Annotated in this window: 19 protein-coding genes; 8 read left to right on the plus strand and 11 right to left on the minus strand. The window is 62.0% G+C overall.

Going from position 1 to position 23,120, the window contains the following annotated elements:
* Window positions 1-188: 188 nt before the first annotated feature.
* A complete protein-coding gene (locus HX790_RS06745) occupies window positions 189-2,063 on the plus strand; it encodes a SurA N-terminal domain-containing protein (protein ID WP_017136466.1) in 1,875 nt (624 codons plus the stop codon).
* Between the two features lie 165 nt (window positions 2,064-2,228).
* On the opposite strand, the gene nhaA is transcribed toward HX790_RS06745, so the two are convergent.
* From nhaA to HX790_RS06760, 3 genes are all read right to left on the minus strand, one after another.
* Window positions 2,229-3,557: a Na+/H+ antiporter NhaA gene (nhaA, locus tag HX790_RS06750; RefSeq protein ID WP_099550020.1), complete on the minus strand. Its 1,329-nt coding sequence runs from the start codon at window positions 3,555-3,557 to the stop codon at window positions 2,229-2,231.
* A 122-nt stretch (window positions 3,558-3,679) separates the two neighbouring features.
* Window positions 3,680-4,981 carry a chloride channel protein gene (locus HX790_RS06755; RefSeq protein ID WP_026013645.1) on the minus strand — a complete coding sequence of 434 codons (1,302 nt, stop codon included), beginning with the start codon at window positions 4,979-4,981 and terminating at the stop codon, window positions 3,680-3,682.
* A gap of 49 nt (window positions 4,982-5,030) precedes the next feature.
* A complete protein-coding gene (locus HX790_RS06760; RefSeq protein ID WP_099550021.1) occupies window positions 5,031-6,218 on the minus strand; it encodes an MFS transporter in 1,188 nt (395 codons plus the stop codon).
* A gap of 117 nt (window positions 6,219-6,335) precedes the next feature.
* Between HX790_RS06760 and HX790_RS06765 the strand changes: the two genes are divergently transcribed.
* Window positions 6,336-7,232 (plus strand): LysR family transcriptional regulator, encoded by an 897-nt coding sequence (locus HX790_RS06765; RefSeq protein WP_099550022.1) that lies wholly within the window; start codon window positions 6,336-6,338, stop codon window positions 7,230-7,232.
* A gap of 92 nt (window positions 7,233-7,324) precedes the next feature.
* Window positions 7,325-8,203, plus strand: a complete 879-nt coding sequence (locus HX790_RS06770; RefSeq protein WP_170040755.1) for a DUF2242 domain-containing protein — start codon at window positions 7,325-7,327, stop codon at window positions 8,201-8,203.
* A gap of 1 nt (window position 8,204) precedes the next feature.
* On the opposite strand, the gene aceE is transcribed toward HX790_RS06770, so the two are convergent.
* Window positions 8,205-10,865: a pyruvate dehydrogenase (acetyl-transferring), homodimeric type gene (gene aceE / locus HX790_RS06775; protein ID WP_176991380.1), complete on the minus strand. Its 2,661-nt coding sequence runs from the start codon at window positions 10,863-10,865 to the stop codon at window positions 8,205-8,207.
* A 145-nt stretch (window positions 10,866-11,010) separates the two neighbouring features.
* Here aceE and HX790_RS06780 point away from each other — a divergent pair, with 145 nt between their 5' ends.
* On the plus strand, window positions 11,011-11,481 hold the full coding sequence (locus tag HX790_RS06780; RefSeq protein WP_176991381.1) for a MarR family winged helix-turn-helix transcriptional regulator: 471 nt from the start codon (window positions 11,011-11,013) through the stop codon (window positions 11,479-11,481).
* Window positions 11,482-11,623: 142 nt separating this feature from the next.
* Here the strand turns inward: HX790_RS06780 and HX790_RS06785 are convergent, their stop codons facing one another.
* Window positions 11,624-12,625 (minus strand): pyruvate dehydrogenase, encoded by a 1,002-nt coding sequence (locus HX790_RS06785; RefSeq protein WP_176991382.1) that lies wholly within the window; start codon window positions 12,623-12,625, stop codon window positions 11,624-11,626.
* A gap of 188 nt (window positions 12,626-12,813) precedes the next feature.
* Between HX790_RS06785 and HX790_RS29555 the strand changes: the two genes are divergently transcribed.
* Entirely contained in the window at window positions 12,814-12,948 is a 135-nt protein-coding gene (locus HX790_RS29555) for a hypothetical protein (RefSeq protein ID WP_017136475.1), read from the plus strand.
* An 8-nt stretch (window positions 12,949-12,956) separates the two neighbouring features.
* Here HX790_RS29555 and HX790_RS06790 read toward each other — a convergent pair whose 3' ends face one another.
* The gene (locus HX790_RS06790; RefSeq protein WP_099550027.1) at window positions 12,957-13,991 is read right to left on the minus strand and encodes an AraC family transcriptional regulator; all 1,035 of its coding nucleotides are present in this window, start codon (window positions 13,989-13,991) and stop codon (window positions 12,957-12,959) included.
* A 4-nt stretch (window positions 13,992-13,995) separates the two neighbouring features.
* Window positions 13,996-15,126: a carbon-nitrogen hydrolase family protein gene (locus tag HX790_RS06795; RefSeq protein ID WP_017136477.1), complete on the minus strand. Its 1,131-nt coding sequence runs from the start codon at window positions 15,124-15,126 to the stop codon at window positions 13,996-13,998.
* Between the two features lie 212 nt (window positions 15,127-15,338).
* Here HX790_RS06795 and HX790_RS06800 point away from each other — a divergent pair, with 212 nt between their 5' ends.
* Window positions 15,339-17,378, plus strand: a complete 2,040-nt coding sequence (locus HX790_RS06800) for an NADPH-dependent 2,4-dienoyl-CoA reductase (protein WP_099550029.1) — start codon at window positions 15,339-15,341, stop codon at window positions 17,376-17,378.
* 56 nt (window positions 17,379-17,434) lie between these two features.
* Window positions 17,435-18,325, plus strand: coding sequence for a 1-aminocyclopropane-1-carboxylate deaminase/D-cysteine desulfhydrase (locus HX790_RS06805; RefSeq protein ID WP_176991383.1), 891 nt, complete (start codon window positions 17,435-17,437; stop codon window positions 18,323-18,325).
* Here the strand turns inward: HX790_RS06805 and HX790_RS06810 are convergent.
* The 3 genes from HX790_RS06810 to HX790_RS06820 form a co-directional block, all read right to left on the minus strand.
* Window positions 18,322-18,867, minus strand: coding sequence for a cytochrome b (locus tag HX790_RS06810; RefSeq protein WP_017136480.1), 546 nt, complete (start codon window positions 18,865-18,867; stop codon window positions 18,322-18,324). The two genes, HX790_RS06805 and HX790_RS06810, sit on opposite strands and share 4 nt — an antisense overlap.
* Before the next feature lie 114 nt (window positions 18,868-18,981).
* Window positions 18,982-19,809, minus strand: a complete 828-nt coding sequence (phnX, locus tag HX790_RS06815) for a phosphonoacetaldehyde hydrolase (protein ID WP_099550031.1) — start codon at window positions 19,807-19,809, stop codon at window positions 18,982-18,984.
* A gap of 29 nt (window positions 19,810-19,838) precedes the next feature.
* Window positions 19,839-20,948, minus strand: a complete 1,110-nt coding sequence (locus tag HX790_RS06820) for a 2-aminoethylphosphonate--pyruvate transaminase (RefSeq protein WP_017136482.1) — start codon at window positions 20,946-20,948, stop codon at window positions 19,839-19,841.
* Between the two features lie 114 nt (window positions 20,949-21,062).
* On the opposite strand from HX790_RS06820, the gene HX790_RS06825 reads away from it, so the two are divergent.
* Complete coding sequence (locus HX790_RS06825; RefSeq protein ID WP_017136483.1) at window positions 21,063-21,920, plus strand: LysR substrate-binding domain-containing protein; 858 nt, start codon at window positions 21,063-21,065, stop codon at window positions 21,918-21,920.
* 117 nt (window positions 21,921-22,037) lie between these two features.
* On the opposite strand, the gene HX790_RS06830 is transcribed toward HX790_RS06825, so the two are convergent.
* Window positions 22,038-22,910, minus strand: coding sequence for a LysR substrate-binding domain-containing protein (locus HX790_RS06830; RefSeq protein WP_017136484.1), 873 nt, complete (start codon window positions 22,908-22,910; stop codon window positions 22,038-22,040).
* Window positions 22,911-23,120 lie beyond the last annotated feature (210 nt).

Consider the following 23,120-nt stretch of genomic DNA (forward strand, 5'->3'; position numbering starts at 1 on the left):
CTGGCAGCGGAGCGGCAGCTGACCCACGTATCCATCGGGTCGCCAGGGCCTGGGGTGTTGGTTCAAAACCCCGTCCGCTCCGCCAGTTACGAGAAGGCGCATCCTCGGATGCGCCTTTCTTCTATCCGGACTCTACCCACGCTCCACGGTTGCCTAATTTTTGAAGATCAACCGTTTCTGGGGGACGCATGCTGCAAAATATCAGGGACAATTCACAAGGCTGGATTGCCAAGACCATTATCGGGATCATCGTCGCATTGATGGCGTTCACCGGTATCGAGGCCATTTTCCAGGCTTCGGGTAACAACAAGCAGGACGTGGCCAAGGTCAACGGTGAAGAAATCACCCAGACCGAACTGGGCCAGGCCGTTGACATGCAACGTCGCCAGCTGATGCAACAGCTGGGCAAGGATTTCGATGCTTCGCTGCTGGACGAAAAACTGCTGCGCGAAGCGGCTCTGAAGGGCCTGATCGATCGCAAGCTGTTGCTGCAAGGCGCCGCTGATTCCAAGTTCGGCTTCTCTGAAGCTGCGCTGGACCAAGTGATCCTGCAGACGCCGGAATTCCAGGTGGACGGCAAGTTCAGTGCCGAACGCTTTGACCAGGTGATCCGTCAGCTGGGCTACACCCGTATGCAATTCCGTCAGATGCTGACCCAGGAAATGCTGATCGGCCAGGTTCGCGCAGGCATCGCCGGCAGCGGTTTCGTCACCGACGCCGAAGTGCTGGCTTTCGCCCGTCTGGAAAAACAGACCCGCGATTTTGCCACCGTCAACATCAAGACTGACCCTGCGGCGGTGAAGCTCACCGACGATGAGGTCAAGGCTTACTACGACAAGCACGCCAAAGAGTTCATGACCCCGGACCAAGTGGTCATCGATTACCTGGAACTGAAGAAGTCTTCCTTCTTCGACCAGGTCACCGTCAAGGACGAAGAGCTGCAGGCTGCCTATCAGAAAGAAACCGCCAACCTCGCTGAACAGCGTCGTGCCGCGCACATTCTGATCGAAGTCAACGACAAGACCACCGACGCGCAAGCCAAGGCCAAGATCGAAGACATCCAGGCACGCCTGGCCAAGGGTGAGAAGTTCGACGCCCTGGCAAAGGAGTTCTCCCAGGATCCAGGTTCGGCCAACAATGGCGGTGACTTGGGCTTTGCCGGCCCTGGCGTCTACGACCCGGACTTCGAAACCGCCCTGTATGCCTTGAACAAGGACCAGGTGTCGGCGCCGGTGCGCACCACTTTCGGTTGGCACTTGATCAAGCTGTTGGGCGTTGAAGCACCTGAAGTGCCATCGTTTGCCAGCCTGAAAGACAAGCTGACCCGCGAGCTCAAGACCCAGCAGGTCGAGCAGCGTTATGTCGAAGCGACCAAGCAATTGGAAGACGCGGCATTCGAAGCCTCCGACCTGGCTCAGCCGGCGTCCGACCTGAAGCTGACCGTGCACACGTCCGCGCCGTTTGGCCGTGAAGGTGGCGAAGGTGTTGCGGCCAACCGTGCCGTGGTCACCGCAGCGTTCAGCCCGGAAGTGCTGGATGAAGGTGCCAACAGCAGCGCTATCGAGCTGGACCCGGAAACCATCATCGTGCTGCGTGCCAAAGAGCATCTGAAGCCTGCGCAACTGCCGCTGGAAAGCGTGTCGGCTGCGATCCGCACCCAGATGACCAAAGAGCGCGCCATCGCGGCTGCCAAAACCCATGCCGACGAGTTGATCGCCAGCCTGCGTGACGGCAAGACCCCGTTGAACCAGCCGATCGACGGCCAGGCCTGGAAGGTCACTGAAGCGGCGACCCGTAACGCTGAAGCGATCGAGCCGGCCGTGCTGCAAGCCCTGTTCCGCATGCCTAAGCCTGCGGCCAAAGACAAGCCGACCTTCACCACCGTGACCCTGGCTGACGGTAGCCTGGTGATCGTGCGCTTGAACGGCGTCAACGAAGCTGCAGCCCCTACCGACGAAGAAAAGGCGCAATACCGCCGCTTCCTCGCCTCGCGTATTGGCCAGCAGGACTTTGCTGCCTACCGCAAGCAGTTGGAAACCAAGGCTGACATCAAGAAGTTCTGATGTTGGTTTTAATAGAAAAGCCCCCGGTCTGAAAGGACCGGGGGCTTTTTTTTTGCGCAATTATCGGCTCAGAACTGATCGTTCCCACACTCTGCGTGGTAATGCATCCCGTGACGCTCTGCGTCACCCGTACGCAAGTACAGAAAGCGGGACGCGCAGACGGGCTCAGAACTTCAGTTTGCCCCAGCTCAAGCCAATCACAGCTGCCACGGTCGAGGCCGTCAGCACACTCAGTTTGGCCGCTGCCAACAGTTCCGGGTCGGAGAAGGCCAGGGACGAGATAAAGATCGACATGGTAAAACCAATCCCCGCCAGCAGGCCGACCAGGCCGACACCGCTCCAGGTGACTCCGTCGGGCAGCTTGCAGATATTGAGTTTGACCAGCGTGATGCTCGCCAGCATCACGCCCAACGGTTTGCCGATCACCAGGGCGAAGATCACGCCCATAAACACGCCATGGGGCAGCGGATGCTCAAGGTTCAAGCCTTGCAAGCTGACACCGGCATTGGCCAGGGCGAACAACGGCATCACACCGAATGCGACCCACGGATGCAACGCCGACTGCACGCGCTGCACCGGCGGCATCAGTTCGCGCTGGGCTTCGCGCAGTTGCTTGAGCGGCTTGGCGACCTGGTGCGAGTCTTCGGCCGGTCGCGAGAGGCGATCCATCAGTTCGTTGAAGGTGCGGCCGATGGTGTCCAGTGGGCGTTCGGTGGTCGGTTTGGAGCTGACCGGCGTCATCAGGCCCAGGATCACCCCGGCGAGGGTCGGGTGCACGCCGGTCTTGAGCAGGCCGAACCAGACAATCGCCCCCGGCAGCAGATAGATCGCCGCCTTGCTGATGCCCATTCGTTGGAACACCAACACCAGGGCTAACCCACCTGCGGCAACCACCAGACCCATGTAGTCCAGGCTTGCAGTGAAAAACACCGCAATGATCAGGATCGCAACGATGTCGTCGATAATGGCCAGTGCCAGCAGCAGGACGCGTACACCGCTGGGGATGGATTTGCCCAACAGCGCCAGCACGCCGACGGCAAAGGCAATGTCGGTGGCGGTGGGCACGGCCCAGCCACTCGCGGCGGCGGTGCCATGGTTGAGCGCGGTGTAGATAATGGCCGGCATCACTACGCCACCCAGTGCGGCGCCCAGCGGCAGGGTCGCGAGTTTCAGGTTGGCGAGTGCGCCGTCCTTTATTTCCTGACGTATCTCCGCACCTACCACCAGGAAGAAAATGGTCATCAGGCCGTCATTGACCAGAAAGTGCAGGGAGCGCGACACACTGAAATCGCCCAGCCCGAGGGTAATCGGGGTGTTCCAGAAGTGTTCGTAGGACGCGGCGGCCGGGCTGTTGGCCCAGATCAACGCTGCAATGGCGGCCAGCAACAGGACGATGCCGCTGACGGCTTCGATGCGTGAAAACCGCTCAAGGGCCGACAGTGCGCCCTCGGTCAATGCCTGGGGGCGAGGGATGGCAGGGTGTTTTTTGGGCACGACAAGTCTCCATTGGCGGCCCGACCAATGCTTTGCTTTAACCTGCGTTGTGCCCTATGCAGTCACGCACCCAGGGTGATGATAGGAAGTTGATGAATAAGTTGTAAACAATGTTGTCAGGGTTAAGGGCTTTTTGTCGGTGGGTGCAGAAACCCGCGCGCCAATTGCTGGTACAACTCCGGCCCCATCCGCGAACTGACGGCTTTGGCAATCAGCGCCACCGCCATCAGGCTGATCACCATCCCGTGGCTGTCGATCATCTCCATTACGATGATCGCCGAGGTGATCGGCGATTGCGTCACGGCAGCCAGGAAGCCCACCATGCACAGCGCAATGATCGGTTGCGCTGCCAGCGCGAAAAACTCGGCTGCGTTGGCGCCCACGGCCGCGCCGACGGCCAGCGACGGGGCAAAAATGCCGCCCGGAATTCCGGAAAAATACGTCACGACCGTCGCCAGAAAACGCGTGACAGGCGCATGCCACGGCAGGCCGACATCGGCGGCAATGATCTGCGAAGTAATCCCGTAGCCGCTGCCGAAGGACATCCCGCCGCTGAGCCAGCCCAGGATTGCGACCACCAGCCCACACGCCCCGGCGAACCAAACCGGGTGGGCGCGCCGCCATTCCCAGACCACAAACCTGTGGTAGCGCTGGGGCCACAGCAGCATGCGACTGAACAGCCCGCCGAGCACGCCACAGCCGATGCCTGCCGCCAATACCGGAACAATGATGTCGAGCTTGATCCCTTCAACGTCCAGGTGGCCAAAATAGTTGTAATTGCCCTGCAGGGCGATGGCGACCATCCCCGACAAAATAATGGTGCTGAGCAATACCCCGCTGGTGCGGGTTTCTAGCTTGCGCCCCAATTCTTCTACTGCGAAGGCGACGCCGGCCAGCGGCGTATTGAACGCGGCGGCGATACCGGCGGCGCCGCCGGCCAGGATCAAGTCTTCGCTGCGGATGATGCGTGCATTGGGCAGGTAGCGATGAAAGAAATGCATGATCGATGCCGCCACTTGCACGGACGGCCCTTCGCGCCCGGCAGAGAAACCGCCGGTCAACGCCAGTGTTCCGAGGCCTATCTTGGCCAATGCGATGCGCAATGACACCAGCTTGCTGACGTCCTGTCCTTTGTTGGCCAGGCGAGTAGCGGCGATGACCTGGGGAATGCCACTGCCTTGGGCTCCGGCAAAAAAACGTGTGGTCAGCCACACCACCAGCATGCCCACCAGCGGTGTGTAGAGGAAGGGCAGCCACGGATGGGCGCTGGATTGCTCGGCGAACTGAGTGAGCGCCACGTCAGCCAGGCGCGCAAACATCACCACCATCAGCCCGGCGATGGTGGCGCCGGCCCACAGGGTGATCCGGGTGCGCCAACGCAGTGAGGTAAAGCGGCGGCGCAGTGAAATGAACGGTTTGATCACCCAGGTGAATTCCGAATAAGTTTCAGGGTGTTTCAAGATTAACCGTATATCAAGCGCTTGTCCTCGCGATGCGCCGTGTCGCGGCCAATGCCAAAAGCACCAACCCGGCAACCGCCCACGGGAACAACGCCACCCCCGATGTTTGTAGCAACATACCGCCTGCTAGCCCGCCGCCGGCAATTCCCAGGTTCCACACCGTCACCAGCATTGACTGCGCTGCGTCAGCCGAGTCGCCGGCAGACTTGGCCAGTGCCGTTTGCAACAGCGCCGGCAGGCCACCAAAGGCCAGGCCCCACAGCGCCACGCTGGCATACACCGCACGGGTGGAAGTCATCCACACGCCCAGTGCCAGGGCCGATACAGCGAACATCACGCAACTGATGATCAGCAGGCGACGCAAGTGTTGATCAATCAGCATGCCCGTCAGCCAGATACTCAACAGGGCCGCCAAGCCGAATACCAGCAGTATCCGGTCGATGTCGGCGACTATTCCGGCAGGCACCAGTAACGGCGCGATGTAGGTGTAGAGAATGTTGTGCGCCAGCACGTAGGTAAAGGTCACCCACAACACTGGACGAATGCCTTGCAGGCTCAGCACCTGGCGCAAGCCCAGGCGCTTTTGTTCCGGCTGGCCGGCGAAGTCCGGCAGTTGCCAGCGCGCCCACACCAACAGCAACAGCGTCAGCCCGGTCATGATTGCAAAGCTCAGGCGCCAGCCCACCGCAGCGCCGAGGAACGTGCCGGCAGGTACACCCAGTGACAAGGCCAGCGGTGCGCCGAGCATGGCGACCGCAATCGCCCGGCCTTGCAGGTGCGGGGCCACCATTCGGCTGGCGTACCCGGCCAGCAGTGCCCAAAGCAACCCGGCGAACACCCCGGCAAAAAAGCGCGCGGCCAGGGTCAGCCCGTAATGGGTGGACAGTGCCGTCACGCTGTTGACCAAGGCAAAGCCGCCGATGGCAATCAGCAGCAAGGGGCGCCGCCGCCAGCCTCGGGTCAGTAGGGTGAGGGGGATGGCCGCGAGTAACGAGCCAAGGGCATACAGGGTCACCAGTTGGCCGACTAACGCCTGTGAAACCTGCAGCCCTTCGCCCATCTGAGGCAGCAGCCCGGCCGGCATGGCCTCGGTGAGAATCGTGATAAACCCTGCGCACGCCAACGCCAGTAAGCCGGCGAGAGGCAGTGCGTCCTTTACGGCCGTGGCGGCCGGGCCGGTAATCGAAGGGCAGTCGCTCATGTTGCGTCTCCATGCAAAAGGTCAGGAGGCAGAGTAGGGGGCTGCGGGTTGCGGAAAAACAGGCTAAGGTTCCGAACTTATCGGACGTCAACGTCCGCAATAAAAAAGGGTAGGGCAATGGACAGTCTGAGCGGCCTTTCGGTGTTCGTGCAGGTTGCGGAAACCCGCAGCTTCACCGCAGCTGGCCGCGTTTTGGGGGTGTCATCTTCGGCGGTGGGCAAAAGCATCGCGCGCATGGAAGAACGCCTGGGCGTGCGGCTGTTTCATCGCAGCACACGCAGCGTCACCCTGACCGGCGAAGGCGCGTTGTTCCTCGAGCGCTCGCGGCGGATTCTGGCCGAGGTGGAGGCGGCCGAGCAGGAGCTGACTGAGGCCGGCGCCACGCCCCGAGGCACGCTGCGCATCAGCTTGCCGCAGGTGCGTGGGCTGTTGATGCCGGTGCTCAGCGATTTTATGCGCGCCTACCCGGACATCGAGCTGGATGTGGATTTTTCTGACCGCATGGTGGACGTGATCGAGGAAGGTTTTGATGCGGTGATTCGTACCGGCAAGCCGGAAGATTCGCGGCTGATGGCACGTCATCTGGGGCATTACCAACTGGTGTTGGTGGCCTCGCCAGGCTACCTGGCGCAATACGGCACCCCGCAACACCCGCAGGACTTGAGCGACCATGCCTGCCTGCGCCACAAATTCTGCGCCACCGGCAAGCTGGAACCCTGGCCACTGCGCCATGTGCCCGGCGTGGCGGAGCCGGTGTTACGTGCGCCGCTGATCAGCACCACCATCGAGTCCCTCAACTATGTGGTGCACGAAGGTTTGGGCATCGCCTGCCTGCCGGACTTCATGGTCAAGGAGGCGGTGCGCCAGGGGCGTCTGCAACGGGTGCTGGATGAGCACCTGGTCCACCGTGGCAGTTTCTGGATGCTGTGGCCCTCGAGTCGCTTTGCCTCGGCCAAGCTGCGGGTGTTTATCGACCATATGTCTGCCGGGCTTTTCCCTGCGCAGGCGGTGTAATAACGCTGTGACGTTTTACCGACAGGAATGTGCGCGCCAACCCTGCGTTCTGTTGCACAATAGCGCCCTGACTGTTTTCCTCAGGATTTTCGATGTCGACATCATTTCACTTGCGTAGCCTCGGGTTGGCGCTCGTGCTGGCGGGCGCTGCGGGCTGCTCGTCACCCAAGACCGCTATTTATGAACATGAGAATTTCGACGACTCCGGTACGTTCTCCCGTGATTACCCGGTCAGCGATGTGGCGGCCTGTGAAGCGGCGCGACGTGCGCTGTTGAGCCAGGGTTACATCATCACCAGCAGCGACCCCAAGCTGGTGGTGGGTAACAAGAGTTTCCAGCAAACCGGCGAAACCCATCTGCAAATCAGCTTCAACGTAGTGTGTGCCGATGATGGCAAAGGCGCCAAGCATTCGACCATGTTTGCCAATGCCTTGCAGGACCGCTACGCGCTGAAGAAGGTCAACAACTCCGCCAGCCTCGGCGTGGGTGTGTTGGGCTCGGTGTCGATGCCGATCGGCTCAACCGATGATTCGATGGTCAAGGTGGCCAGCGAGACAGTGACGGCACCGAAGTTTTACGATCGCTACTTCTCGCTGGTGGATGTGTTCCTGCCCCAGGACGTGAAGGCGGCCGAGCATATTCCAGAGAAGCCCAAGGCTGAGCTGGGCATGCCGGAGCCGAAAGCGGCTGCGCCTGCCGATAAGCCTGCGCCTGCCGATAAGGTAGCGCCTGCCGATAAGGTAGCGCCCGCCGATAAGATAGACGCGCCCAAAGACGCTCCGGTAGCGCCCGCCGTGTCGGAACCGCTGGCACCGCCGCCGGAGGCGGCACCGATTGCGCCACAGGCCGAGCCGGCGCCGACCACTGCGCCAACACCTGCACCGGCTGCGGAACCAGCCCCATCGCCGACCAACCCGAACCTGCCGGCGCCGACAGAGGCGATTCCACCGCTGCCAACGCCTGGGCGGTAACTCAGACGGCTACGGGGTTCGTCTTGTCGACGTTTATCCCGTAGCGGCTGATGGCCTCGCTCACCTTGTCACGCCCGATCACGCCGTCATCGGCCAGCGCCTTCAGCGCCGCCAGCACGATGAAGTGGCGGTCCACCTCAAAGAATTCGCGCAGGGTTTCGCGGGTGTCCGATTGCCCAAAGCCATCGGTGCCCAGCGCCACAAAACGGCGGCCGTGTACAAAGGGGCGGATCTGGTCGGCGAATAACTTCATATAGTCCGTCGCCACCACCACCGGCCCGCTGTGTCCGGCCAGGCTGGTTTCCACGTAGCTCGCACGCGGTTCTTCCTGCGGATGCAACAGGTTCCAGCGCTCCACCGCGTGCCCGTCGCGGCGCAATTCGGTCAGGCTGGTGGCGCTCCAGACATTACTGGCTACGCCAAAGTCCTTGTCGAGCAGTTGCGCTGCGCCAATTACTTCGCGCAGGATCGAGCCGCTGCCCATCAATTGCACCTGCGCCTGGGGGGACGTGCTCAGCGGATACAAGCCTTTGAGAATCCCGTCCTCCACGCCTTCGGGCATGGCCGGGTGCGGGTAGTTCTCGTTGAGCAGGGTGATGTAGTAGTAAATGTCCTCTTGTTCGACGTACATGCGCCGCATGCCTTCGCGAATGATCACCGCCAACTCGTAGGCAAAGGTCGGGTCATAGGCGACGCAGCAGGGGATCACCGACGCCAGGATGTGGCTGTGGCCGTCGTCATGCTGCAAGCCTTCGCCCATCAGCGTGGTGCGGCCGGCCGTGGCGCCCAGCAGAAAGCCGCGAGCGCGGGCATCGCCGGCGGCCCAGGCCAGGTCGCCGACGCGCTGGAAACCGAACATCGAATAGAAAATGTAGAACGGCACGGTCATCAAGCCGTGATTGCTGTAGGACGTACTCGCCGCAATCCACGAAGAAATAGCCCCGGATTCATTCAGGCCTTCCTGCATGATCTGTCCGTCTTTGCTCTCTTTGTAGTAGCTCAATTGCCCGGCGTCTTGTGGGGTGTAGAGCTGGCCGACGGCGGAATGAATGCCGATCTGGCGGAACAGGCTCTCCATGCCGAAGGTGCGCGACTCGTCCGGCACGATGGGTACGATCAGCTTGCCCAGGTGCGGGTCTTTCAACAGCGTGCCGAGGATGCGCACAAACGCCATGGTGGTGGAGATGGCACGCTCGCCGGTGTCTTTGAGTTGGGTGGCAAAGGCGCTCAGTTCGGGAATCTGCAAGGCCTCGACTGCAGTGTGTCGTGCTGGCACATAGCCGCCCAACGCCTGGCGACGGGCAGCGAAGTAGTGGGCTTCTTCGCTGTCGGCGGCGGGCTTGAGGTAAGGGATTTCGTCGAGCTGGTCATCGGCCACTTCCAGGCCGAAGCGGTCGCGAAAGGCTTTTACTGCATCAGCGCCCATCTTCTTCAACTGGTGATTGATGTTCTGGCCTTCGCCCGCTTCGCCCATGCCGAAGCCCTTGACGGTTTTGGCCAGGATTACCGTCGGTTGGCCCTTGTGGCGCACGGCAGCGGCGTAGGCATTGTAGACCTTGTCCGGGTCGTGGCCACCGCGTGAGAGTTTCCAGATATCGTCGTCGGACATGTCGGCAACCAGCGCCAGTAATTGCGGGTATTTGCCGAAGAAATGTTCACGCACATAGGCGCCGTTCTGGGATTTGTAGTTCTGGTAGTCGCCGTCCACGCACTCCATCATGCGTTGTCGCAACAGGCCGCTCTGGTCCTTTTCCAGCAGCGCATCCCAGCCGCCGCCCCAGATCACCTTGATCACATTCCAGCCGGCGGCGCGGTACAGGCTTTCGAACTCCTGGATCACCTTGGCATTGCCACGCACCGGGCCATCCAGGCGCTGCAGGTTGCAGTTGACCACAAAGATCAGGTTGTCGAGCTTCTCGCGGCCGGCCAGGGAGATGGCCGCCAGGGATTCCGGCTGGTCCATTTCGCCGTCGCCCAGAAACGCCCACACCTTGCGGCCTTGGTGTTGCTTGAGGTCACGGAACTCCAGGTAGCGCATAAAGCGCGCCTGGTAGGCGGCGGTAATCGGGCCCAGGCCCATCGATACTGTCGGGAACTGCCAGAAGTCCGGCATCAGCCGTGGGTGCGGGTAAGAGGACAAGCCCTCGCCACCGGCCTCGCGGCGGAAGTTGTCCAGCTGCGCTTCGCTGATGCGGCCTTCGAGGTAGGCGCGGCCGTAAATGCCCGGGGAGGAGTGGCCCTGGATGTACACCAGGTCGCCGTCGAAGGTATCGGTTCGGCCACGGAAGAAGTGGTCGAAGCCTACGTCGTACAGGACGGCGGCCGACGCGTAGGTCGCAATATGCCCACCAACACCCGAGTGTTTACCCGCACGCAGCACCATCGCCATGGCATTCCAGCGAATAAACGCATTGGTGCGCCGCTCGATGGCCAGGTTGCCGGGGTAGGGCAATTGGCGGTCAACCGCGATGGTGTTGACGTAAGGCGTGGTCACCCGCCCGTAGAAGTCACCATGGCGCGCAACGTCGAAATCCAGCAACTGATCAATCAGGTAGTGGGCACGCGGGCGGCCTTCGGTGGACAGCACCGATTCGATGGACTCCAGCCACTCGCGGGTTTCCTGTGGATCGTCGTCCAGTCTTACTGCGTTATTGGGGGTCATGTGAGGCTCCAGGGTAGGCGGATTTCAAGCAGCGGGCTCCTTGTGGGAGTTGCACAAATGTAATTGCAATTGCAACTACATGACTGAATCTAGCGCGGGATGAGCTACTATTGCAACCTTCTTGAAATTCCCCGGATGGTGTTGCATGTCGTCGAAAGAGCCAGATGTATGGTTCCGTTTTGTCAGGGCCCACAGGACGGTCATCCGAGAAATCGAACGCCGCCTGGCTGCAGCAGACCTGCCGCCCTATGCCTGGTATGACGCGTTATGGGGCCTGGAAAGCGGCCCCGACGGCACACGGCGCATGCACGAATTGGCCGATGTGCTGGCGATTGAGCGCTACAACCTCACACGCCTGGTAGACCGCCTGGTAAAGGACGGCCTGGTAGTGCGTTCACGCTCCGACGGCGATGGCCGCGCAGCGTTTGCCTCGATCACCGAGGCCGGCCGGGTGTTGCGTAAAAAGATGTGGAAAATCTACGAAAGCACGGTGGATGAGCTGTTCCTGTCGCAAATCGAGCCTGAGCAGCGCCAGCTGTTTGCCGATACCTTGGAGCGCACTGCGGGGTTGGCGGTGGAGGCGGGCGTGCAAACCCGCAGTCGACGCAAGATCTAATAGCTGACGAAGATCCAATGTGGGAGCTGGCTTGTCGAATCGTCGCACCGCTGCGATAGCCTCACCACGGTGTACCTGACACGGCGAGGTGAGGCCATCGCAGGCAAGCCAGCTCCCACATGTTTGACCGCGTGCCCATGCATCACAGTGGATACCGACGCATCGCCGTTTCGACCTGCTCGACACCAATACGGCCTTCATCGGCCAACGCCCGCAGCGCACACACCACAATCCAATACCGACTGGGCGCAGAAACCTGCACCGACCCCGCACCCAACCCGACAAACCGCGCCTGCACATACGCCGCCAACTGATCGACAATCACCTGCGGATAGCCGGTCACGGCAATCACCGGCGCGCGGCTCCCGGCCAGGCACTCATGCAGATGGCAGCTTTGCCGGGCAGCCATCGGGTGCAGGCGATTCCAGCGCTCGGCCGCCGCTGCCTCACGGGCCAGCCGCGTGTAGCTTGGGCAGCTCCATACCTGCGCCGTCACTCCCCAATCCTGTTCAAGCAATTGCGCCGCGTGGGTCACGTCCTCGAGCGCTCGGCCCGCACCCAGCAAGCGCACCTCCCCAGTGTGAGTACGCTGGAGCGGGTACATGCCCTTGAGCGCGTTTTCACGATCCTGCTTATCCAGCCTCGCTGTGCGCTGTTGATCATGCAGCGCGAGGTAATAAAACCCCGGCTTGCCGTCGACATACAGCGCGCGAATCCCGGCCAGCACAATCGCCCGGGCTTCTTCGCCGGACGCCGGGTCATACGGCGTGCAGTGCGGGTTGGTCGCCAGCCACAACGGCAGCGACGGTTGCGCGCCCCTGGGCCAGGCAGAGGGCTGGTTCTCGACGTCGTTGCAGAGGATGCCGCGCTGCGTGGCGGCCTGCGACAGCCCACATAACTGCGCCGACGATGCTGCACGGTGCAGGTACAGCATGGGTTTTTCGCCGGTATTGCGCGCAAACCAACTGGGCCAGTTGCCCACACGGCGGCTGCGTGACTGGCCACGAATCACCCAGGCCTGTCGGCTGAATTCCAGGGTATTGGCCATGTTCATGACCGTGTACAGCGGCGAGCCGGGCGGCGGGGCGGCACTGCTCAGCGCATCGATACAGCGCTGCGCGGCTTGGGCGGTAGAGACAGGCATGGTCGAGGCTCCTTGCTGCGAAGTCTCGTACCCTAATGGAAATCTGTTATTGATTGCAAATGCAATGATTGCAATAGCACCTCAAGATTCCGACGCTAAATCGATCCAACCCTGCTACGTTTTATCTTGAAGTGCAGGAACGTCATGGCGCCGACATTTTTTCGTCATCACGGCACTTTAGGCTGGGCTTGCAGGTCATTTATCTGCAAGCGCTTTTAACCAAGAAGGAGTCCGCCATGGACGAATACCAGGAAGAACTGCTGGAGTACCACGCGTTTGAACTGGATCCGCTGGATCCGGCCGATGACGCCACCGAGCTGTAACACCGACTTCAGGCGGAATGCCGCTGACTGCGGCGAAATTCCCCTGGGGTCTGGTTGTTCCACCGCCTGAAGGCCCGCTGAAAGGCTTGGGCTGAGGCAAAACCGAGCAAGTAGGCGATCTCGCCGAACGCCAGTTCCGTGTCGCGAATGTAGGTCATGGCCAGATCGCGGCGGGTATCGTTGAGAATTGCGCGAAACTGCGTGCCTTCGTCGGCCAGTTTGCGCCGCAGTGTCCAGGTTGGCAGCTTCAGGCGTGCCGCCACTTCTTCCAGGTCGGGTTCCCGGCCGCCATTGAGCATCGGCCCGAGCAACCTTGTAATGCGCTCGCGCAGGCTGCGGGTGCGGGTGAGTTGCTCCAACTCCTGTTCACATAACTTCAACAACAGCTGCCAGGTGCTGGGGCAATGCTGCGGGTTACGCAGACTCAGGGTTGGCTGGTTGAGGCGCAGTTGGTTGGCCTCGGCACCGAAATGCACGGGGCTGTCACCCAGCACGCGGTACTGGTCGCTGTACTCAGGGGCTTCAAACTCGATGTCGATGCGCTGGGCCTGCACCGGTTGTTGGGCCAGGCTCGACAATTGCTGCAGCCAGCCGGCGATGATCGAGTCCACCACAAAGCGGTTGTAGGCGTTGTATGGGCTGATGGAATAGAAGCGCAGCCAAGCGCCTTCGGCGTCCTCATGAAAGCTCGACTGGCCACGATAGTTGGAGCCGTACAGCGCTTCAAACCGCGTCAGTGCGCGCGCCGCTTCGCGTACGTTCGGCGCCTGTGCGGCGGTGACGCCGGCCAATCCCGCCTGGCTCAGACGGCTCAATTGACCCATGCGCAAGCCCAGGCCGGGGTCGCCGGTCAGTTGGATGGCGGCGTGGCCCAGGCGCATATAGCGCGGGATCGACAGGCGCGCCCCGGCTTCGGCAAGGCGCGCCGGGTCCAGGCCGTATTGCAGCAGCAGCGGCTGCGGGTCCAGGCCGTGGCTGTGGACGGCGTCGGCCAAGGACTGAACAAAGCCCACCGACAAGTCCCCAAGGCGCACCGGCTTCACGGCGTTACAGCCAGATATTCAGCAGGCGCGCGCCACGGGCGTCGTTGCCCGCCGTGACGTGCCCGTCGTTGCTGAGGAAGCTGTGCCCGGCGGTGCCCAAGTCCCAGAACTGCCCACGCAGGAACACACTCATGCCGGCGCTGGCCTGGCTGATGGGCTGCTGGCTGATCAGGGTGAGGCGGCGCCAGGCTTCGCCTTCGCTGAGTTCTTCGGGCTTGAGGCTGATTTCCGGCGGCGTGGACACGCTTTTAAAGCCGCGCCATGGGCGGTCCCAGGTGTCGCGGCCGGTGACGAAGGCCGGCACGGCCACCAGTTGCGCACCTTGCTCGTTGAGCTTGCGGTAATTGTCCGGGTACCAGCTGTCGCTGCCGATCAGGATGCCCAGGCGCCCGGCCGGGGTGTCGACCACGCTGACGATATTTTCGTCACCCGGGGCGATAAACCCGCGCTCATCGTAAATCGGGTAAAGCTGGCGCTGTGGCTCGCCGATGGGCAGGCCATCGGCCGCAAACACCACGCTGGCGTTGTACAGCGCGCCATGGCCAATGTGCAGTTGGCCCTGGCTGACACTGGGGTTGGGCAGCGCGATGGAGCCGGCCACCAGGGTCACGCCGAATTCTTTGGCCAGGCCGCCGAACAGCACTTGATAGTCGCGTGCCATGGCCGGTGCCTTCATACGCAGGTAGGCGTCGTCCATGCGGTTATCGCCTTTGGCGCTGATCCAGGCGCGGGCAAACTGCAACGGGTTGCTGGCGGACAGCCAATTCATGGCGTCCTTGAGGTGAGTGGCCTGGTACAGCTCATTCTTTTCGCCGCTGAGCATCAGCCAGGTGCCGATATGTTCCGGCAGCACGACGACGGTCTTGGCGTTGATCAAACCTTGGTCGCGGGCCTTTTGCAGGTAGGCCGAGAGTTTCAGGTGCAAGCGTTCCAGGCTCTGGTAATCAGCAGGGAACAGCTCGGGTTGGATGCCCAGCAGGTTGCCACGGTCGGCGGGCTCGCCTTCATTGACGGCCAGGGTGATACGCAGGTCCGACAGGTAATGCGCCACGGGGCGCTCCTGGGTCCAGACCAGATACGCGGCGATGGCGGCAACCAGGGCCATGGAGACGGTGAACGCTAGAAGTTTACGCATGGGGCAACAGACAACAGACCGTGTGCAGGGTTCGCCGACTAGGGTAGGGCTGATGCACCGGCTTGCCAAGGGGCACTGTGCATTTGGATCAATAACTTGTCAGTTACGGTCATTGAGCGGTCGTCCATCGCCTCTTAGTCTGTGGGACATAAACCGATGGCAAGCCGTTCGAGCCTGCCACGTCCCGTGATGATCCGTTGTGGAGCTGTACCATGACCGCTGCTGCCTACCCGCACCTGCTGGCCCCGTTGGACCTGGGTTTTACCACCTTGCGCAACCGCACCCTGATGGGCTCGATGCACACCGGCCTGGAAGAAAAGCCCGGCGGCTTCGAACGTATGGCCGCCTATTTTGCCGAGCGCGCCCGTGGCGGCGTTGGCCTGATGGTCACCGGCGGCATCGGCCCGAACGATGAAGGCGGCGTATATGCCGGTGCCGCCAAACTGACCACCGACGAAGAAGCGCAAAAGCACAAGATTGTGACCCAGGCCGTGCACGCAGCGGGCGGCAAGATCTGCATGCAGATCCTCCACGCCGGTCGTTATGCCTACAGCCCCAAGCAGGTGGCGCCGAGCGCGATCCAGGCGCCGATCAACCCGTTCAAGCCCAAGGAGCTGGACGAGGAGGGCATCGAGAAGCAGATCCAGGATTTCGTCACCTGCTCGCTGCTGGCCCAGGTGGCCGAGTACGACGGCGTGGAAATCATGGGGTCCGAAGGCTACTTCATTAACCAGTTCCTCGCCGCCCACACCAACCATCGCACCGACCGTTGGGGTGGCAGCTACGAAAACCGCATGCGCCTGGCCGTGGACATCGTGCGCCGGGTACGCGAAGCAGTAGGTCCGAACTTCATCATTATCTTCCGCCTGTCGATGCTCGACCTGGTGGAAGGCGGCAGCACCTGGGAAGAGATCGTGCAACTGGCCAAGGCCATCGAAGGCGCCGGTGCGAGCATTATCAACACCGGTATCGGCTGGCACGAAGCGCGTATCCCCACCATCGCCACCAAGGTGCCGCGTGGTGCGTTCAGCAAGGTCACCGCCAAGCTGCGTGGCGCGGTGCAGATTCCGTTGATCACCACCAACCGCATCAACACCCCGGAAATAGCCGAGCAGATTCTGGCTGAAGGCGATGCGGACATGGTCTCGATGGCGCGCCCGTTCCTGGCCGACCCGGAGTTCGTCAACAAGGCCGCTGCCGGCCGCGCGGATGAAATCAACACCTGCATCGGCTGCAACCAGGCCTGCCTGGATCACACCTTTGGCGGCAAGCTGACCACCTGCCTGGTCAACCCGCGTGCCTGCTACGAGACCGAGCTGAACTACCTGCCGGTCAAGCAGATCAAGAAAATTGCGGTGGTCGGTGCCGGGCCTGCGGGGCTGGCGGCGGCCACCGTGGCGGCTGAGCGCGGCCACCAGGTGACCCTGTTCGATTCGGCCAGCGAGATCGGCGGCCAGTTCAATATCGCCAAGCGCGTGCCGGGCAAAGAAGAGTTCTTCGAAACCCTGCGCTACTTCAAGCGCAAATTGCAGACCACCCACGTCGAGCTGTGCCTCAACACCCGCGTGGATGTGGCGCAACTGGCGGCGGGCGATTACGACGAGATCATCCTGGCCACCGGCATTGCGCCGCGCACGCCGGCGATTCCGGGCGTCGACAACGCCAAGGTGCTGAGCTACCTGGATGTGATTCTGGAGCGCAAGCCGGTGGGCAAGCGCGTGGCGGTGATCGGCGCCGGCGGCATCGGCTTCGACGTCTGCGAGTTCCTCGTGCACGAGGGCGTGTCCACCAGCCTGGACCGCGAGGCGTTCTGGAAAGAGTGGGGCATCGACACCCAACTGCAAGCCCGTGGCGGTGTGGCCGGCATCAAGCCGCAACCCCACGCACCGGCACGTGAAGTGTTCCTGCTGCAACGCAAGACCTCCAAGGTCGGCGATGGCCTGGGCAAGACCACCGGCTGGATCCACCGCACTGGCTTGAAGAACAAGCAGGTGCAGATGCTCAACAGCGTTGAGTACCTGAAGATTGATGACGATGGCCTGCATATCCGCATCGGCGCCGAGGGTGAGCCGCAGGTGCTGGCGGTGGACAATATCGTCATCTGCGCCGGGCAAGACCCACTGCGCGAACTGCAGGATGGGCTGGTCGCGGCCGGCCAGAATGTGCACCTGATCGGCGGCGCCGATGTGGCGGCCGAACTGGATGCCAAGCGCGCCATCAACCAGGGTTCGCGTCTGGCTGCCGCGCTGTAAAACGATCCAAGGGGCGGTGTTAGACTACCGCCCCTTTTTCATTCAGATATCCCCCGATGGGTCCCTTCGACTGGTTTCCCCAGGCACCGCTTGAACCTTTGCAGCTCGACTGGCTGAACGGGGTCGAGTTGGCGGTGCTGCGCCTGGACTGCATCGATCCACTGATCAGCGGCAACAAGTGGTTCAAGCTCACCCAGCACCTGGCCAATGCGCAACAGGCCGGTGCCAATGGGATCATCAGCCTGGGCGGCGCTCATTCCAACCATCTGCACGCGTTGGCGGCGGCCGGCAAACATTTTGATTTCCCCACCGTCGGCCTGTTGCGCGGCCACCCTCAAGACACGCCCACCATCCTTGATCTGAAAGCCTTCGGCATGCACCTGCATTGGCTGGGGTACGGCGGTTATCGTGCGCGTCACGACGCCGGTTTCTGGCGGCCATGGCGCGAACAGTATCCCCATCTTTATCCCGTGCCCGAGGGCGGCGGTGGAAGGGCCGGCGCAATGGGTTGCGGGGTGTTGGTTGAGCAGGTGCGCGCTCAACTGAACAGGCTCGGCTGGGCTGATTACGACGCGTGGTGGTTGGCGGCGGGCACCGGCACCACACTGGCCGGGTTGGCGCTGGCAGAGGCGGGCGTGCATCCGGTGTTCGGCGCCTTGGCGGTGCCGGATGATCACGGGGTTGCCCAGAACGTGCAGGCCATCGTGCAGCACGGCTATGAATTGCTGGACGCGAGCCGAGGCGGCTTCGCCAAGGTCGACCCGTTATTGCTCGATTTTATCCAGGCGACGGAACAGGCAGGCGGCTTACCGTTGGAGCCGCTCTATACTGGCAAGGCCTTGCTGGCGTTGAAGCAACAGATCGAGGCCGGACGCTTCGCCCCCGGCACTCGCTTGATCTTCGTGCACACCGGCGGCCTACAAGGCCGCCGGAGCATGGAGAGCTAGCGCTTGGGCATCATGCGTAACACGGTGTTATCGCGCATGAAGTAATGGTGATACAGGCCGGCCACGGCATGCAGGCCGATCAGCCAATAACCGACGGTGCCGCCCAGCTCGTGCCATTCTTTGATCTGTTTGGACAGGTCTTTGTTTTCGCCAATCAAGGGCGGCAACTCGATCCCGTAAAACATCACGGAATGGCCCTGGGCACTGACGATCAGCCAGCCGAAAATCGGCATGCCGATCATGAACAGGTACAGCGCCAGATGCATCAGTGTTGCCAGTGCCGATTGCCATTGCGGCGGTGCCGGCACGATCTTTGGTGCAACGCCCAAGGTGCGGGCAAACAGGCGCAGCCATACCAGCACAAACACTGTCAGGCCGAACATGTAGTGCATTTCTACAATCAGGGCCCGCCCGCCACTGCCTTTGGGAAAGATCCCGCGAAACTCAATGCAGGCGTAAACCACCGCCAGCAGCACCACCATCAACCAGTGCAGCGCAATCGACATGGTGCTGTAGCGGGTATCGGAGTTTTTCCACGGCATCGCTTGGTTCCTCACTCATCAGGGCATACTTCCGTTCTTTCGCGACGGAATCCTATAACTGTATGCCGGTTTTGAGCGGTGCGCCTGACGTAAATGCTGTTGTTTTGATCTCAATCAGTCGCTTTGCGGCATTTCACCGCGGGCCAGGCGCTGGTTGATATCGGTGATCACCGCAGGCAGGTCGTTGATGGTGTCGATCAGGTAGTGCGGTCGCGAACCCTCGAACAACTTCTCGATGCGTGTGCGCTCGCTGGCCAGGGCGGTGGCGTCCAGATCACGAAATTGCTCGTAGGTCAGGCCCAGCGCATTGCCGGAGCAGGTCAGTGCCACGGTCCACATGCCGGCGCGACGGCCTTCGAGGATGCCCGGTACGGTATCGTCGACCTTCACGCACGCCGCCACATCGTCAATGCCCAGCGCGATCACGTTGGCCAGTGCCTGGGCGGGCCACGGGCGGCCGTTGGGCACTTCGTCGGTGGCGACCACGTGGTCGGCGATGTAGCCGTTGGTGGCGGCCAGGGCGACCACCTTGTCCATCACCTGTTTGGGGTAGCCGGAGCAGGAGCCGATCTTGATGCCTTGCACACGCAGGCGGGCGATGGTGTCGAGGGCACCGGGGATCAAGGCCGAGTGCTCGGCGATTTTCTCGATCTGCAAGGGCATGAAACGCTGGTAGATCGAGGTCACGTCGTCATCGGTCGGCGTGCGGCCAAAGGCTTTGCGGTAGCGTTCGGCGACCTGCGGTTGGTCGCAGAGCGTGCGGATATGGTCCCACTTGCCCATGCCCATCGGGCCACGGGCTTCTTCGATGGAGACTTGCACGTCGAACTCGGCAAACGCCTCGACAAAGATCTGCGTGGGCGCGAAAGAGCCGAAGTCGACCACGGTGCCGGCCCAGTCGAGGATCACGGCCTGGAGGGTGTTGGGGTTTTGATAGTTCATGGTTCAAATCCTGTGGGTAATGGGGGCAATCAGATGTCCAGCACTTCCATTTCTTGCAGCACCTGGCCGATCGCCTCGACCGCCGCCTGCATGCCCTGCGCGTCAACGTGGCCGATGCAGCCGACGCGGAAGGTTTCTACTTGGGTCAATTTGCCGGGGTAGAGAATGAAACCCTTGGCCTTGACCCGCTCGTAGAAGTCCTTGAACTGGTAGCGCGGGTCTTTTGGCGCATGGAAGGTGACGATGATCGGCGCCTGGATGGCCGCTGGCAGGAAGCTGCGCAGGCCCAGTGCGGCCATGCCGTCGAGCAGCGTCCGGCAGTTGTCGGCATAGCGTTGATGGCGTGCGGGCAGGCCGCCTTCTTCCTGGTATTGCAGCAAGGCTTCGTGCAGCGCGGCGACCACGTGGGTCGGCGGGGTGAAGCGCCATTGGCCGGTCTTGGCCATGTAGCTGTGCTGGTCGAACAAGTCCATTGCCAGGGAATGGCAGTTGCCTTGGGCGCCCGCCAGTGCCTGTTTGTCGGCGAAGACAAAGCCCATGCCCGGCACGCCTTCCAGGCACTTGCCCGAGGCGGCGATCAGCGCGTCAAACGGCACTTCGCGGGCGTCGATCGGCAGTGCGCCGAAGGAACTCATGGCGTCGATGATCAGGCGTTTATCGTGCTGTTTAACCACCTGCGCGATGTCCGGCAGCGGGTTGAGAATGCCGGTGCTGGTTTCGCAGTGGATCAACGCGACGTGAGTGATCGCCGAGTCGGCGTGCAGCAGGCGGTCGACGTCGGCGGCGGTAGTGGGTTCGTCTTCAGCGGTTTCGAAGGTGCTGAAGTCGCGGCCGAGCACTTCGCAGATCTTCGCCAGGCGCTTGCCGTAGGCGCCGTTGATCAGCACCAGTACCTTGCCGTTGCGCGGCACCAGGGTGCCAATGGCCGCTTCGACGGCAAAGGTGCCGCTGCCTTGCAGGGGCACGCAGTGGTGGCTGTCGGTGGCGTGCAGGATCGCCAGCAATTGTGTGCAGACGCTGGCGGTCAGTTGGTTGAAGCGGTCATCCCATGACCCCCAATCCACCATCATTGCCTGACGGGTGCGGTTCGAAGTGGTCAAGGGGCCAGGGGTTAGCAGGATCGGCGCGGCAGTGCTCATCTCAAGTCCTCGCAAGGTCATTGGGGGGTGAAGCTACGGCGCCTAAATTGCAGTTTGGCTTGTCATCAATCAAATTGTTTGTTGTTATGCGAGCTATCAGTGAGGCCGATAGCTATGAATTTGTTTCAACTGCGTGCATTCGATGCCGTGGCCCGCGAGGGCAGCTTTACCCGTGCCGCCGCACGGCTGTTCATCAGCCAGCCGGCGGTGACCGGGCACATCAAGGCCCTGGAAGAGCACTACCAGATCGCGCTGTTGCGCCGTACCGCCCGGCGGGTGGAATTGACCGAGGAGGGCACGCGTCTGGCCGCGATCACCCGGGCAATTTTCGGCCTGGTGGATGAAGCGCAGGCGTTGCTCGAAGCCAATCGGCAGTTGCTCAGCGGACGCCTGGAAGTGGCCGCGGACGGCCCGCATCTGGTGATGCCGATGATCGCCAGCCTGCGTGCCCGTTACCCCGGCATCACCGTGAACCTGCGTCTGGGCAATGCCCAGGAAACCCTGGCGGCGCTGCTCTCCGAGCATGCGGATGTGGCGGTGCTGACGGAGGTGGAGCCGCGCAATGGCCTGCACCTGCAGCCTTTGAGTGAGTCGCGGATTTGCGCGCTTGTCCCGGCCAGCCACCCGTGGGCGGCACTGCCCAAGGGCATTCGCCTGGAACAGCTCAACGAGGTGATCATGGTATTGCGCGAGCCCAGCTCCATCACGCGGCGAACCTTCGATGATGCGTGTGGAGCTGCGGGTGTGCAGCCCAAGGTGCTGCTGGAACTGGACAGCCGCGAGGCGGTGACCGAAGCCGTGGCGGCCGAGTTGGGCGTAGGCGTGGTGTCGTCAATGGAAGTCAGCCAGGACCCGCGTGTGCAGGCCGTGACGATTCAGGGCGATGGGTTGTTGAACCGGCATATGCTCGGCTGTATGGAGCGGCGCCGCTCGTTGCGGCTGATTCAGGCGTTCTTTGAGTTGGCGTCTTGAGTTGAAGACCGAGTCGAGGCCATCGCGGGCAAGCCCGGCTCCCACATTGGTCCGGTTACTCAGGTACTACTCGGTCAACTGTGGGAGCCGGGCTTGCCCGCGATGAGGCCCTAAAACTCAGCGCAAACTGTCCCGCACAATATCGAGAAACGTCGCCACCACCCGCCGCGAACTCTGCTCCTTGAGGCACACCAGCGTTTCCTTCATGCGCTGGCTGCAATCGCGGATCGGCAGGGCATACACCCGCGAGTCGGCGCCGAGTTCCGCTGCCGACACCACCCCCACACCAATCCCCACCACCACCGCCTCCCGCGCGGCTTCGCGGCCTTCCACCTGGATCGCCGGGCGGATGCGCAGCCCGGCCTGACGCATTTCCTGCTCCAGGGTCTGACGGGTGACCGAGCCGATTTCCCGCAGTACCAGCGGCGTGTCATCCAGGTCGGCGAGGCAGATGGATTCACGCCCGGCCCACGGGTGGTTGCGCGCCACAAAGGCGAGTAGCTGCTCATCGGGCAGCGGCAACGACAGCAGGCGTTCATCGTCGACATCGCGCCCCAGCAGGGCCAGGTCGGCCTGGTAGTTGTACAGGCGAAACAGCGATTCATCCGTGTTGCCGGTTTCGATCTTCACGCTGATCCCCGGATACAACTGGCAGAAGCGTGCGATCTGCGGCAACACGTGCACGGGCGCGTCCACGGCCAGGGTGAGGGTGCCGGTGAGCAGGGCGCGGGAGTCTTGCAACAGCTCTTCGGCTTCGGCCTCGATCACAAACAGGCGCTGGGTGATGCCGAGCAGACGCTCGCCCAGGTCGGTGAGGCGCACGGCGCGTTTGTTGCGGTGAAACAGCAGCACGCCGAAGCGTTCTTCGAGCTTGCGCACCTGGTCGGAAATCGCCGGTTGCGTCAGGAACAGGCGTTCAGCGGCCTGAGTGAAACTGCCGTGTACGGCCACGGCGTGGAAGGCTTTGAGCTGGGCGTGGGAAACCGACATCGCAGATCCTCTTACAAGCTGAGCTTATAGGTGAAATACGATAAATCGATTTTACCTATTAGTCAGCCATTGCTTTGATACGCCAACCGCCGACGGCTGAGTCCTACAACCGCGGCGGCCATGGGTTCTGGCAAACCGGACCCATCTGACCAATGCCGCGCCCTCCAGGGCTTGGCATTGCAGTGCTCAACCATAAAAACAACAGGCATT

The organism is Pseudomonas sp. IPO3747 (genome assembly GCF_013385245.1).
GTDB lineage: Bacteria > Pseudomonadota > Gammaproteobacteria > Pseudomonadales > Pseudomonadaceae > Aquipseudomonas > Aquipseudomonas edaphica.